12 protein-coding genes are annotated in these 13,387 nt (G+C 33.9%); 2 read left to right on the top strand and 10 right to left on the bottom strand.

Going from position 1 to position 13,387, the window contains the following annotated elements:
• Positions 1-73 precede the first annotated feature (73 nt).
• The 7 genes from A9G43_RS06740 to rpsU all read right to left on the bottom strand — a co-directional run bounded on the left by A9G43_RS06740 (position 74) and on the right by rpsU (position 8,227).
• The gene (locus A9G43_RS06740) at positions 74-823 is read right to left on the bottom strand and encodes an SDR family NAD(P)-dependent oxidoreductase (protein WP_081298068.1); all 750 of its coding nucleotides are present in this window, start codon (positions 821-823) and stop codon (positions 74-76) included.
• Between the two features lie 188 nt (positions 824-1,011).
• Entirely contained in the window at positions 1,012-1,464 is a 453-nt protein-coding gene (uspA, locus tag A9G43_RS06735) for a universal stress protein UspA (RefSeq protein WP_065607705.1), read from the bottom strand.
• 65 nt (positions 1,465-1,529) lie between these two features.
• Positions 1,530-3,044: an inorganic phosphate transporter PitA gene (pitA, locus tag A9G43_RS06730; RefSeq protein WP_065607703.1), complete on the bottom strand. Its 1,515-nt coding sequence runs from the start codon at positions 3,042-3,044 to the stop codon at positions 1,530-1,532.
• A 69-nt stretch (positions 3,045-3,113) separates the two neighbouring features.
• Entirely contained in the window at positions 3,114-4,085 is a 972-nt protein-coding gene (locus tag A9G43_RS06725) for a bile acid:sodium symporter family protein (RefSeq protein WP_065607701.1), read from the bottom strand.
• A 73-nt stretch (positions 4,086-4,158) separates the two neighbouring features.
• Positions 4,159-6,006 carry an RNA polymerase sigma factor RpoD gene (gene rpoD / locus A9G43_RS06720; protein ID WP_065607699.1) on the bottom strand — a complete coding sequence of 616 codons (1,848 nt, stop codon included), beginning with the start codon at positions 6,004-6,006 and terminating at the stop codon, positions 4,159-4,161.
• An 80-nt stretch (positions 6,007-6,086) separates the two neighbouring features.
• Complete coding sequence (dnaG, locus tag A9G43_RS06715) at positions 6,087-7,868, bottom strand: DNA primase (RefSeq protein ID WP_065607696.1); 1,782 nt, start codon at positions 7,866-7,868, stop codon at positions 6,087-6,089.
• 143 nt (positions 7,869-8,011) lie between these two features.
• On the bottom strand, positions 8,012-8,227 hold the full coding sequence (rpsU, locus tag A9G43_RS06710) for a 30S ribosomal protein S21 (RefSeq protein ID WP_034882800.1): 216 nt from the start codon (positions 8,225-8,227) through the stop codon (positions 8,012-8,014).
• Between the two features lie 185 nt (positions 8,228-8,412).
• Here rpsU and hemB point away from each other — a divergent pair, with 185 nt between their 5' ends.
• The gene (gene hemB / locus A9G43_RS06705) at positions 8,413-9,426 is read left to right on the top strand and encodes a porphobilinogen synthase (protein ID WP_065607695.1); all 1,014 of its coding nucleotides are present in this window, start codon (positions 8,413-8,415) and stop codon (positions 9,424-9,426) included.
• A 284-nt stretch (positions 9,427-9,710) separates the two neighbouring features.
• Complete coding sequence (locus tag A9G43_RS06700) at positions 9,711-10,481, top strand: hypothetical protein (protein ID WP_065560486.1); 771 nt, start codon at positions 9,711-9,713, stop codon at positions 10,479-10,481.
• A gap of 164 nt (positions 10,482-10,645) precedes the next feature.
• On the opposite strand, the gene nudC is transcribed toward A9G43_RS06700, so the two are convergent.
• From nudC to yidD, 3 genes are read right to left on the bottom strand one after another with little or no spacing between them, the layout of a single operon-like run.
• Complete coding sequence (gene nudC, locus A9G43_RS06695; protein ID WP_065607693.1) at positions 10,646-11,449, bottom strand: NAD(+) diphosphatase; 804 nt, start codon at positions 11,447-11,449, stop codon at positions 10,646-10,648.
• Positions 11,450-11,507: 58 nt separating this feature from the next.
• Positions 11,508-13,136, bottom strand: a complete 1,629-nt coding sequence (gene yidC, locus A9G43_RS06690; RefSeq protein ID WP_065607691.1) for a membrane protein insertase YidC — start codon at positions 13,134-13,136, stop codon at positions 11,508-11,510.
• A complete protein-coding gene (gene yidD / locus A9G43_RS06685) occupies positions 13,136-13,378 on the bottom strand; it encodes a membrane protein insertion efficiency factor YidD (protein ID WP_065607689.1) in 243 nt (80 codons plus the stop codon). Before yidD ends, yidC begins: the two co-directional genes overlap by 1 nt.
• Positions 13,379-13,387: the final 9 nt, after the last annotated feature.

Genomic DNA, 13,387 nt, shown 5'->3' with positions numbered 1-13,387 from the left:
TATTTTGTTTGCCAAACAAATTTTTTTAATTTTCGCTAAAAATCAGCAAAAAAACTTAATAATGAAAGTTATATTATTTAGCCTCTTTACAAACAGACAATCCTGCCGATGCTTGTGCAACAGGCATTATTTCAATTGAGTTAACATTAAAATGATTTGGTGTATTAATTAACCAAGACACAGTATTAGCTATATCTTCGGGAGTAATAAATTCAACACCTTGATAAACCTGTGCGGCTTTCTGGTTATCGCCATGAAAGCGAACATTTGAAAACTCTGTACCACCACATAATCCCGGTTCAATATTAGTAACTCTAACCTTTTTTCCTAATAAATCGGTACGCAAATTAGCGCTAAATTGTTTAACAAAAGCTTTAGATGCACCATAAACATTTCCGCCTTTATAAGCATAAGTACCAGCCACAGATCCAAGATTAATAATATAACCAAAATTGCGCTCAACCATTTCTGGTAAAATTTGTCGAGTTAGTTTTACTAGCCCAATAATGTTAGTTTCAATCATTGTTTCCCAATCGTTATAATCTGCTTCATAAGCAGGTTCTAAACCTAATGCTAGACCTGCATTATTTATTAAAATATCTATGGGCTTAAATTCATTTGGTAATTGCAATAAAATAGTATTTACTGCATCTTTTTTAGTTATATCTAATGGTAATGAAAGGAAATTAGCACCTAATTCATCTGCAATGTTTTGCAGTTTATCTGCACGTCTAGCTACGCCTACAACTTTATAACCATCTGCTATAAGCTTACGGCAAATAGCTTGCCCAAATCCAGAAGATGCGCCAGTAACCAAAGCTATATTCACATTAAATCCCCTTATTAAACTAAGTTAAAATTGGAGTATATTTCGATAAACGACTATATGCATAAACAAAAAGTAGTACATAAAAATATACTGAAACACATAGTTACCTGAAAGTTTTTACAAAAAACTATCTAATATCTATAAAAAAAACTCGCTAATTAAACGGGTTGATATTTAATACTTCATTTAGCAGGTTCTTTCGCTGGTTCTTCATCTTTTAGCGGAACAATTAATGTATCAATATGTGTATTATTGATAAGTTGACGAGCAGAAGACATTAACTTACTCCAAAAGTCCTGATGATGACCACACACGACAAGATCAGCGCCATATTCATGAATTGCTTCGATTAATACTTGGTCAAATTCACCATTCCCAGAAAGAGTATGAGCTATAGGATATCCCGCATCATTGGCAAGTTTATTTAATGCAATATGCGCATCTTCAGTAATTCGGTCTTTCATATCATTCATATTAATATCAACTAAACCAGTATAAAGATCAGAATAATTAATACCAACATGAATCAAAGATATTTGAGCATTATATGGCCTAGCCATAGAAACTGCTTTTTCGACAAGAACTTCACTTTCAGGTGATAAATCTACTGCAACTAATATGTGTTTATAAGCCATGATACATTACTCCTTCCAATTTAACGGTCAGATAAAACTACAAAATTGATACTCTCTTTTTACTACTAAATCAATTTTTGAGCAAGCCAAAAAAGTGACCCAGATAACAAAATTGAAATTGGAAGTGTTAAAATCCAAGTTAATGCAATATTTTTAATGGTCTTACTTTGAACGCCACCACCATCAACAATCATTGTACCTGCCACAGATGAAGAAAGAACTTGAGTTGTTGAAACAGGCATACCAGTATAACTTGCAATCCCAATTGATAAAGCCGTAGTGATTTGTGCCGACACACCCTGTGCGTAAGTCATTCCTTTTTTACCGATTTTTTCACCAATAGTAATAGCTACACGACGCCATCCTATCATTGTTCCAATTGCTAGCGCTGAAGCTACCGAAATAATGATCCAAATCGGCGCATATTCAACAGTTTTAAGTAAATCGTTATTCAAAGATTTCAGATATTGTTTTTCCTCTGCTGTCACATTAGCTTGTTTAGCAACATGCGAAACAGTATCCGATAAACATAATAATATGCGTCTAGCTTGTGAACGTTGTTCAACTGTGAGTGATTCATAATTATTAATTTTATTAAATAAATTATGAGCAATACCAAGTGTGATAAATGAATGTGAATAATCACAATGATACTTATTCAAATCGCCTTCTGGAATACTTGTGTCTAATGCTGGTTGTTTACCTATTATCGTAGTTAGATCATCATTGTGAGTAACAAAGTACTCCTGAATATTATCAATAGCATTACGAGTGTTAGTAATATCATAGGTAGACGCATTCATATTAACAATAAAGCCAGCAGGAGCGATACCCATCAATACTAACATTAATAAACCAATACCTTTTTGTCCATCATTAGCACCATGAGAAAAACTCACACCTGCAGCAGAAATAATAAGCATTATTCGGATCCAAAAAGGTGGCTTTTTCTTACCATAAAGTTTTTCTCGCTGCTCTGGAGTCATAAAGATGCGTTCTCTTTTTTTACTACTCTTTTTACTTTGCCCTCTACGTGTCCAATACTTACGCAGACAAAAAATCATTAACCCAGCAATAACAAGACCAACTATTGGTGAAACAATCAAGGATAAAAAGATTTGAATCATCTTAGGAATATTAAGCGCATCAATAATTGATGTATCCATAACCAATGCATTTGCAAGTGCTACGCCAATAATAGAACCAATTAAAGTATGTGAACTTGATGCAGGAATACCAACAAACCAAGTACCTAAATTCCAAATGATTGCTGCAAATAAAATAGAAAATACCATAGCAAGCCCATGAGTAGAGCTTACATTAAGTAATAAATCAGTTGGTAACAAATGCACAATGGCATAAGCCACACTAAGCCCACCAAGTAGTACGCCAAAGAAATTAAATACTCCGGCCATAAAAACGGCAAGCTGTTCTTTCAATGCCCTTGTATAAATAACAGTGGCAACAGCATTAGCAGTATCATGAAATCCATTAATAGCCTCATAAAAGAGTACAAAAAGTAAAGCTAAGACTAATAATATAATGGTTGAAAATTCTAAATCAGCAAATAGATGAAACATAATATATCTTTCTGTTGTTAATTAGCGCCACTATTATCCTTGAGAATAAGCTAATGAGCAAAACAATTTTTATATTTTTCGTTTAGCATAACGAGCAGCTAAAAAAGCACAAATCATTAATTGGATTTGATGAAAGATCATTAAAGGTAGGATCAAAATACCCATCATCGACATGGGGAAGATAACACTTGCCATTGGAATGCCACTTGCTAGGCTCTTTTTTGAACCACAAAATACAATTGTGATTTCATCTTGTTTGCTAAAACCAAAAAATCTTGCACTATAAGTGGTAATAAATAAAACTATAACCAACAGAATAATTGAGAAAAATATAATATTCAACAACGATAAAAAACCAACTTGCGACCATATACCATTAACAACTGCATCACTAAACGCGACATAAACCACTAATAAAATCGACAAACGATCTGTTTTAGAAATAATATTTTTATATTTATCTATCCATTTACCAATAAAACGTCTAGATAAATGCCCGACAACAAAAGGCAACATCAGTTTCAGCATAATAGAGGTAATGGCATCAATTATGTTCATTGATGCCGAGGTTTGAGTATGTATTAACAATCCAACTAAAAGCGGGGTAATAAACACCCCCAATAACGTTGATGCTGAGGCACTGCAAATAGCTGCTGCCACATTACCTTTAGCTATTGAAGTAAATGCTATTGCTGACTGCACTGTTGCTGGTAAAACACAAAGATAAACAAAACCTAAATAAATATCGTGCGATAAAAAAGTGGGCACTAGTAACTGCATCATCATGCCTAAAACTGGGAATATTACAAATGTAGTTGTAAATATTAACAAATGTAATCGCCAATTTTTAATACCAGAGACAATTGCTTGAAAAGAAAGTTTTGCACCATGCATAAAAAATAGCAAGCCAATAGCAAAAGTTGTAAGGTATTCAAAAACCGTTTTAGCCTGTCCTTCACAAGGAAAAAAGCTAGCTGTAATCACAACACAAATTAGAATCAATAAGAATGAATCAATCTTAACACGTTGAAATATATTCATGATTTTTAATATCTTTGATTAACAAGAATAAAAAAATCGCCACAAAAGTGGCGATATACAAGAAAGATAAAATTTATTCTAAGAAACTACGAAGCACATCAGATCGACTTGGATGACGTAATTTTCTCAGCGCCTTAGCCTCAATTTGACGAATACGTTCACGAGTTACATCAAATTGCTTACCAACTTCTTCTAGCGTATGATCTGTATTCATATCAATACCAAATCGCATACGTAACACTTTCGCTTCTCTAGGCGTTAATCCTGATAAAATATCGCGAGTTGCGCTACGTAAACTCTCAGAAGTCGCCGCATCTAGCGGTTGCTCAAGAGCAGTATCTTCAATAAAATCACCTAAATGCGAATCTTCGTCATCACCAACTGGTGTTTCCATCGAAATTGGCTCTTTAGCAATTTTAAGCACTTTACGAATTTTATCTTCAGGCATTTGCATGCGTTCAGATAACTCTTCAGGTGTTGGTTCACGACCGATTTCCTGTAACATTTGGCGAGAAATACGATTTAACTTATTAATTGTTTCAATCATATGTACCGGAATACGGATTGTCCTTGCTTGGTCAGCTATAGAACGAGTAATCGCTTGTCTTATCCACCAAGTTGCATAAGTTGAGAATTTATAACCACGACGATATTCAAATTTATCAACTGCTTTCATTAAGCCAATATTACCTTCTTGGATAAGATCTAAGAATTGTAATCCTCGGTTGGTGTATTTTTTCGCAATAGAAATAACTAGTCGTAAGTTAGCTTCAACCATTTCCTTTTTAGCTCGACGAGCTTTAGCTTCACCAATAGACATACGGCGATTAATATCTTTAATTTGCTCAATAGAAAGGCTTGTTTCAGTTTCAATTTGTTGTAACAAATCAACTTGAGCAGCAATTTGAGTTTCAAAATCTTTTAAATTAGCCGCAAACGCACCTTTAGATGATAAAGCTTTCTTAAACCAATCCATGCTATTTTCATTACCGGTAAAATAAGCCATAAATAGTTTTTTCGGCATTTTGCATTTTTCAACACAAATCCTCATAATAACACGTTCATGAGTTCTTACACGCTCCATCATGCTTCTCATGTTATTAACAAGAATATCAAATTGTTTAGCAACTAAACGAAATTGTTTAAATATTTCTGATAGATTTTCGATCTCTTTTTGTGCTTTTTTATGAGCTCGACCATATTTTTTAATAGCATCAGACGTTTTATCATGTTGCTCTTTTAATTCGGCAAATTTAGCTTTAGCAACTTCGGGATCGATAGAAACATCATCATCAGTTGATGACTCGTTTTCGTTTTCGTCATCCTCACTATCATCATCGCTATCACCAATTTCAATCTCGGTTTCACTAACGTCTAAATCTTCAGGTAACTCTTCAGTAACTTCTTCAGCATTTGGATCGACAAACCCTGTAATCAAGTCAGATAAACGAACTTGCCCACTTTCGATTAAATTATATTGCTCTAAAAGATAAGTTATTGCTTCTGGATATTCCGATACTGAAGTTTGCACTTGATTAATGCCATCTTCAATACGCTTAGCAATATCAATTTCGCCTTCACGCGTTAACAGTTCAACCGCTCCCATTTCACGCATATACATACGAACAGGATCGGTTGTTCTACCAATTTCTGACTCAACATTAGATAATACTAATGCTGTTGCTGCTTCAACGGCCTCTTCATCAGGGACATTATCTGAAAGTAATAACTCATCAGAATCTGGGGCTTCTTCAAGAACTTGAATCCCCATGTCATTAATCATTTGGATAATATCTTCAATCTGATCTGAATCAATAATCTCTTCAGGCAAGTGATCGTTGACATCAGCATAGGTCAGGTATCCTAGCTCCTTACCTCGAATGATTAGGAGTTTTAGCTGTGATTGAGAATTTTGCTCCATAAAGGTATCCATTTTAGTTATTTGGTCATTTATATTATGCATGTAGAACAATATATGAAATCTACACGTACTCTATATATTTAGTCTTTTTTTGATAAAACAAGTATCAAAGTCGCCAATTCTTTCTTCTCTGCTGTGCTTAAACCGGAGACCCTTTCTTTTGCGATCAGTTCATCTTGCCTTTGGGCAAGTATATTATCATATAACTCCTTTAAAGTATGTGAAAAAATTGAGTCTATTTCGCCATCTTGATAATGACACTCCCATGTGGATAAACGGTTTAGCTGTTTATAAAACGGCCTATCCATACACTCTATTAATATTTGTGCTGTAGTTATATTAGGATAGCGTTGACATAGTTCAAGTAATTCAATAAAAATCTCGATCCCTGCCATCCTAACTTGGCGAATCACATTAATATCAGAAACTTGCTCAGCAAGATTAGGATATTGAAGTAATAAACCAATTAAAACTCGCATCGTTGTTAATTTCATTTGTGATACAGGAGCTATTTCATTTGCCTTTCTATCACTTTGAGAACGATTTTCTTGCATTAATTGTTCTAGCTGAGTTATATCAAGTAAACCTAAATAAGTACCAAGTTTCTGCAATAAATTTAATCTAAAGGCTTTTGCCTTAATTCGATCAAATAGCGGTAAAGCTAATGAGCTTAATTTAGCTTTTCCTTCGGCAGTTTTTAAATCAACCTGTTTCAAAAGTTCATCAAATAAAAATTTCGATAAATTTGAGGATTCATTTAAATATTTTTCAAAATTATCCCTACCAACTTTACGCACAAAACTATCTGGATCTTCATCTTGAGGTAAAAAAGCAAAAGTAATTTTCTTACCATCGATTAAGCAAGGTAATAAAACATTAAGTGCCCGCCAAGCAGCGCTTCGTCCAGCATTATCACCGTCATAACAAAATATTACCGAATCGGTTGCTCTAAATAATAATTTAATATGCTCCTCTGATGTAGCCGTACCTAAAGCAGCAACTGCATAATCAATACCATATTGAGCAAGCGAGATCACATCCATATAACCTTCAACCACCATCAATTGCTGAGGATTACGATTGACTTCTAGCGTTTCATAAAGTCCGTAAAGTTGAAAGCCTTTATGAAAAATGGGGGTTTCTGGTGAATTAATATATTTTGCAGAATCATTAATAATAGTTCGCCCACCAAACGCTATAACATTTCCCTGTCTATCGCGAATAGGAAACATGATTCTTCCACGAAAACGGTCATATTGATTACCTTTATCGTGGTTTACTTGCATTCCTGCTTGTTCATAAAGTGCTTCTTCAGCTTTTGTTTTAACCACACTTTGTGAAGTTAAACGCCACTCATTAGGCGCAAAACCAATTCTGTACCGAGCTATAATTTCTGCGTTAAGTCCCCGCTGCTCAAGATATTTTTGAGCATCAGTAGATTTAGATAATGCTAACTGCTGTTGATAAAAATCGGTTATTTTGCCCATCAAAGTATATAGATCTCGACGTATATTTCTAGACTCAATATGCTTTGATTGATCGATTTGATTTTTATCGTTATCAATATAAGGGACACGAATTCCTTGCAAGCTAGCTAACTCCTCAATAGCTTCAAGAAAAGATAACCGCTCATATTGCATTAGAAAATTAACAACAGATCCTGATGCGCCACATCCAAAACAATAAAAGATCTGTTTTTTCTCATTAAGAGAAAAAGAAGCTGTTTTTTCATCATGAAAAGGGCAACAACCAAAATAATTATTTCCTTTTTTTTTCATTTTAACCCGTTTACTAATTACATCAAGAATATTAGTTCGAGCAATTAGATCTAAGATGAAATCGCGAGGAATAAGACCTTTCATGATAAAACTTTAACCAGTTATGGCGTTATAAAAAGACAACAAGCCGTATCAAAATACGGCTTGTTAGAATTCTTTATATTAAAAATATAATAAATTGATTTTTAATATCAATTTTAGTTTTCAGTATAAATAAACTTAAAATATTAATACAAGCGAGTACGACGAGCGTTTTCTCTTTCTAATTTTTTTGCATGACGTTTAACAGCCGCTGCTTTAGCTCGTTTACGGATAGTAGTTGGTTTTTCGTAAAATTCACGATTACGAACTTCAGCTAAAACTCCTGCTTTTTCACAAGAACGTTTGAAACGACGTAATGCTACATCGAAAGGTTCATTTTCACGTACTTTAATTACTGGCATGTGCCTCTCACCTCAAATTTGTTTAATATCACAAGGGACTAAAATTAGTGCGCAATTTTACCCTCAATAGATATATGTTGTAAAGTAAAAAATAGAATTATTATAAAATAACAAATTAATTTGCTAATCAACATATAGAGTCAGATAATAAATCAAATCTAATTGAGAATAAACAGGAGTATTTCATGACATCATTAATTACTGGTCAATATCCAAAGCGTCGCCTACGCCGTAATCGTGCCCATGACTTTAGTCGCCGTATGGTTGCAGAACATAGTTTGACGGTCAACGATCTAATCTATCCAGTTTTTATTGTTGAAGGAAATAATATCACTGAATCAATTACCTCGATGCCAAACGTTAATCGAATGAGTATTGACGTATTGTTAAAAGAAGCGGAACAAGTAGCTAAACTAGGAATTCCTGTTCTTTCACTATTTCCTGCTATTGAACCATCAAAAAAATCTTTATTAGCGCAAGAAGCATATAACGAAAATGGATTAGTACCAAAAGCTGTTCGAGCATTAAAAAAAGAAATTCCAGAGCTCGGTGTACTAACTGATGTCGCACTTGATCCATATACCACGCATGGACAAGATGGAATTATTGATGAACAAGGGTATGTACAAAATGATATCTCTGTTGAAACGCTTGTTAAACAAGCGTTAATGCAAGCTCAAGCAGGTGTAGATATTATTGCGCCAAGTGACATGATGGATGGGCGTATCGGCGCAATACGCAATGAACTCGAAAAGCACGGTTTTTTTAACACACAAATTATGGCTTATTCCGCAAAATATGCATCAAGTTTTTATGGACCTTTTCGTGATGCTGTCGGATCAGCGAAAAACATTAAAGGTGGTAATAAAAAAACTTATCAACTCGATCCTGCTAATAGTAATGAAGCATTACAAGAAATCTATCAAGATTTAAGTGAAGGCGCAGATATGGTCATGGTTAAACCTGGCTTGCCTTATCTTGATATTGTTCGAAGAGTGAAAGAAACTTTTGCCGTCCCAACTTTTGCTTATCAAGTTTCTGGCGAATATGCTATGTTAACAGCGGCAATTCAAAACGGTTGGTTAGATAAAAAATCAGCAATTATGGAATCTTTACTTTGCTTTAAACGAGCTGGTACCGATGGAATATTAACCTATTTTGCCAAACAAGTAGCTGAATGGTTGCATCAGCAAAAATAATATTTTTAAAATGTTGCTCTTTCCAAATAGGAAAGAGCATTTAATTACCTATCTAGATTTTCATATTCATCAAAGCACATTATCAATCATACTATTTAATAGCAATTTTTTACTTCTTTTTAATTCATCAGAATATAAAAATTTTTAAATAATCATTAATTATCATACTTATGCTGGCTCAATTATTATACTTTATTCAAGTGTGTGAAAAAGTTTCAGGAAAGCTATATGTTTACGTAAAAATCTGATAATATTTACGAAGATAAGCGATAAAGGAATAAAAAATGATTTATGAACTCGTACCGAACGAATTACATGATGAATTTAAAGCTTTTCATCATGACCTAGAAAAATTAACATCACAACATGTGCAATCTTGTCCCTTTTGTAAAAAAACTGAATTCTATATAATTCGTTCAAAACCTAATAAAACATATCGTTGCAAAGGCTGTCATAAATATTTTACCGTTTCAACCAATACTCCTTTCAATCGTTTAATGCCTTATAATTGGTTTGAGTTTATTTTTATTAACCGAATAAATAAAATGGGTTATAAAGAAATTGCGGACCGACTCGAAACCTCACTCGAAAAAGTTACACGACGAGATCGAGCTATTATTAACTATCTTCAAAACCATTATCCATCATTACATAGCTGGTATATACATCAAAAACAAACTAAGTTAATGCCATCTTTAGAGGAACAATATAGCACCATTAAAGCTAAAGTAACCGCCTTATTGAATGAACAAAATCCAACTTGTAAACACTGTGGTTCTAACGAAACAACCAAAATAGGTTCTCGCACTTGCTATCGCTGTAAGCGATGTCGACATAGCTTTAACCTTTTAAGCAACACTAGTTTAAACCGTATACCCAAACCTGAATTGTGGCTACAATTCATTGATTTACTTGTTTCTGGAGCTAATAATTCACAAATAGGAAAAGCTCTAAATTTACACAATGATACAGTTCGTAAATGGCGTTCAGCTTGGTACTACATGATGATAGATTGGCAATGTGAAGCGCTTGCTATTTGGTGTAAAAATAAATAAGAAAATAGGATAAAAAGAAAATGTTCAGTATATTAGCTCTAGAAAAAGATAACGCATATATAACGCAAACCCGTAATTTAAAAAAACATTAACAAAAGCTTTTAATTAGCATCAAACAGTGACGAATCAAAAACAGTTAATCTAACAAGAACAATTCAATATAATTAGTCATTGCCATATTCATCATATTCGCGGCAAAGTATAATTGTATCCTCAATTAATCGTCTAGCAATGGTGCCATACTCAGGAATTTTAGGTAACTCTGTATAATGGTACCAATTTGCTTCAATGAGTTCGTTTTTATCTACCACTATTTCACCACTATCATAATCAGCTAAATAAGCCATCATTAATGAATTTGGAAATGGCCAAGGTTGCGATCCAACATAACGAATATTTTTAATTTTTATTTTTGATTCTTCAAATACTTCTCGTTCAACGGCTGTTTCCATTGTTTCGCCGATTTCAGTAAAACCAGCTAAAACGGTATATAAGTTATCTTGATTATGCCTAACATGTTTTGCTAATAAAATTTTATTATTATGACGAATAGCCACAATAATAGATGGTGAAATTTGTGGATAATAACGCTCTTTGCAGTGATCGCATAGACAACACCATTCCGTGCTACTGATATACATCTCATGTCCACAATATCCACAATATTTGTGGGAACGATAAAACTCAGAAAGTTGCACTGCTCGACCAGCTAAATTAAATAATGATTGATCTGTTCTATCAAGTAATGAACGAACTGAGCTCATCGCATTTTTCATTTCATCACAAATCAGCCAAGCTGTTTTCCCATTCCATTCACCTATTGGTTGAGCAAGTTTATTGATAAAACCAAATTCATCAGCACGCCCAACAGGAACTTCACCATTAGGCAACCATAATCGTCCATTAGCACTTACAAACCAATAACCGTTTTCATTACCTATCAAATTAAATTGTTGCTGTATATTCATATTATTAACACCAAAGATAAAAACAAAAAAGGAGGATTACTCCTCCTTTTAATCAATACTATTTCTTTTTCTTCTCGTGAAGTCCCTTTTTCTCAAGTTCCCAGTAAATAATTCGTTGCTGAGCAATTGTAAATAAGTTACTAACGATATAATATAAAACCAAGCCTGATGGGAACCATAAGAAGAATACCGTAAAAATTAATGGCATGTAAGTCATTAATTTTTGTTGTAATGGATCGGTAACTGGTGTTGGTGACATTTTCTGAATTAAGAACATAGTACCGCCCATTAATAAAGGCAAAATATAATATGGATCTTGTGCTGATAAGTCATAAATCCATAGCGCAAATGGTGCATGGCGTAATTCAACTGTATTACCTAGCATGTAGAACAATGATAGGAAAATCGGCATTTGAATAATTAATGGCAAACAACCACCTAATGGATTCACTTTCTCTTGCTTGTAAAGCGCCATTGTTTCCATACTCATTTTTTGCCTATCATCACCATAACGCTCTTTCAGCGCTTGTAAGCGGGGTTGTAATAGCTTCATTTTCGCCATTGAACGATACTGAGCACGAGTTAATGGGAATAAAATACCTCGAACAATAAATGTAATAACAATAATTGAGAAGCCCCAGTTACCAACAAAACTTTGAATAAATTTTAATAAATAAAACAACGGTTGTGATAAGAACCATAACCATCCATAGTCAACAATTAAGTCAAGATGATTGGCTGTTTCTTTCAATTGGCTTTGAATTTCTGGTCCTAACCATAATTTTGCACCAATAATTTGAGAACTCCCCGCAGGAATAACTGCTGATTCACTTTTGAAACCAATTGTTGCTTGAGAGTTATTAGCCGTTGCACGAGAATAAAATAAATTATTTTTATCCTGTGCGGGTACCCATGCAGAAGCAAAATAGTGTTGCAACATCGCAATCCAACCCGTTTGGGTATCAACCGATAAAGCTTTATCTTTGATGTCATCAAAACTGTATTTGCTATAATTAGTACTAGAACTAGAATAAGCTGTACCACGGAATGCACTTTGCCCTAATCCACTACCGCCTTCGGTTGGAATATCATCAGGTAATTTAATTGTTTGTTTTAATTGACCATACATGGCAACATCAACAGATGCACTGCTTTGGTTATTAATAGCATACTGAACATCAACAGCATAACTACCACGGTGTAATATATAATATTTAGTATAACTTACACCATTAACTTGATAAGTAAGAGGAACACGCAATTCATCTTGCCCATCAGCTAAAACATATTCTGAATTTTCAGTTTGATAGACAGGACGTTTTGATCCTTGAGTTGCATTATCAGGACCATCCTTACCAGTTAATCCACTTTCAGCAACATAAACAAAATCAGGACGAGATGTTAACAATTGGAAAGGCGTACCAGAATGAAGCGTTTGCTCATATTTCAATAATTGTGCAGCTTGAACATCCCCGCCATAAGTATTAATAGTGAGTGACAACACATCCGATTTTACAATAATTGTTTTACCTTGTGTTGCACCAGCTGTTAACTCATCATCACTTATTTGTTGTGTTAATTGGTTTTCGATTGGAGGTTTAGGAGCGTGATCTTCTTCCCACGCTTTCCAAATAAAAAAAGATACAAAAAGTAAAGCAATGACTAAAATATTACGTTGAGATCCCATTAGTGTTTTTCTCTATTGGTTTTAGTTTTTGGAGGAACAAAATCTTCTCCCCCTTCATGTAAAGGATGACATTTTAATACACGTTTAACGGTTAGCCAACCACCTTTTATTAATCCAAAGCGTCTTAGTGCAATTATTGCATACTGTGAGCACGTCGGTGTAAAGCGACATTTAGGACCTAATAAAGGGCTAATAAAACGTTGATAAACACGAACAAAAAGCACAAAAACATTAACTATCATATAGTTACA

It is taken from the genome of Gilliamella sp. Occ3-1, from assembly GCF_001690655.1.
Taxonomy (GTDB): domain Bacteria; phylum Pseudomonadota; class Gammaproteobacteria; order Enterobacterales; family Orbaceae; genus Gilliamella; species Gilliamella apicola_P.
Note: the sequence above shows the minus strand (reverse complement) of the source record. Positions and strands in the feature narration are given on the sequence as shown.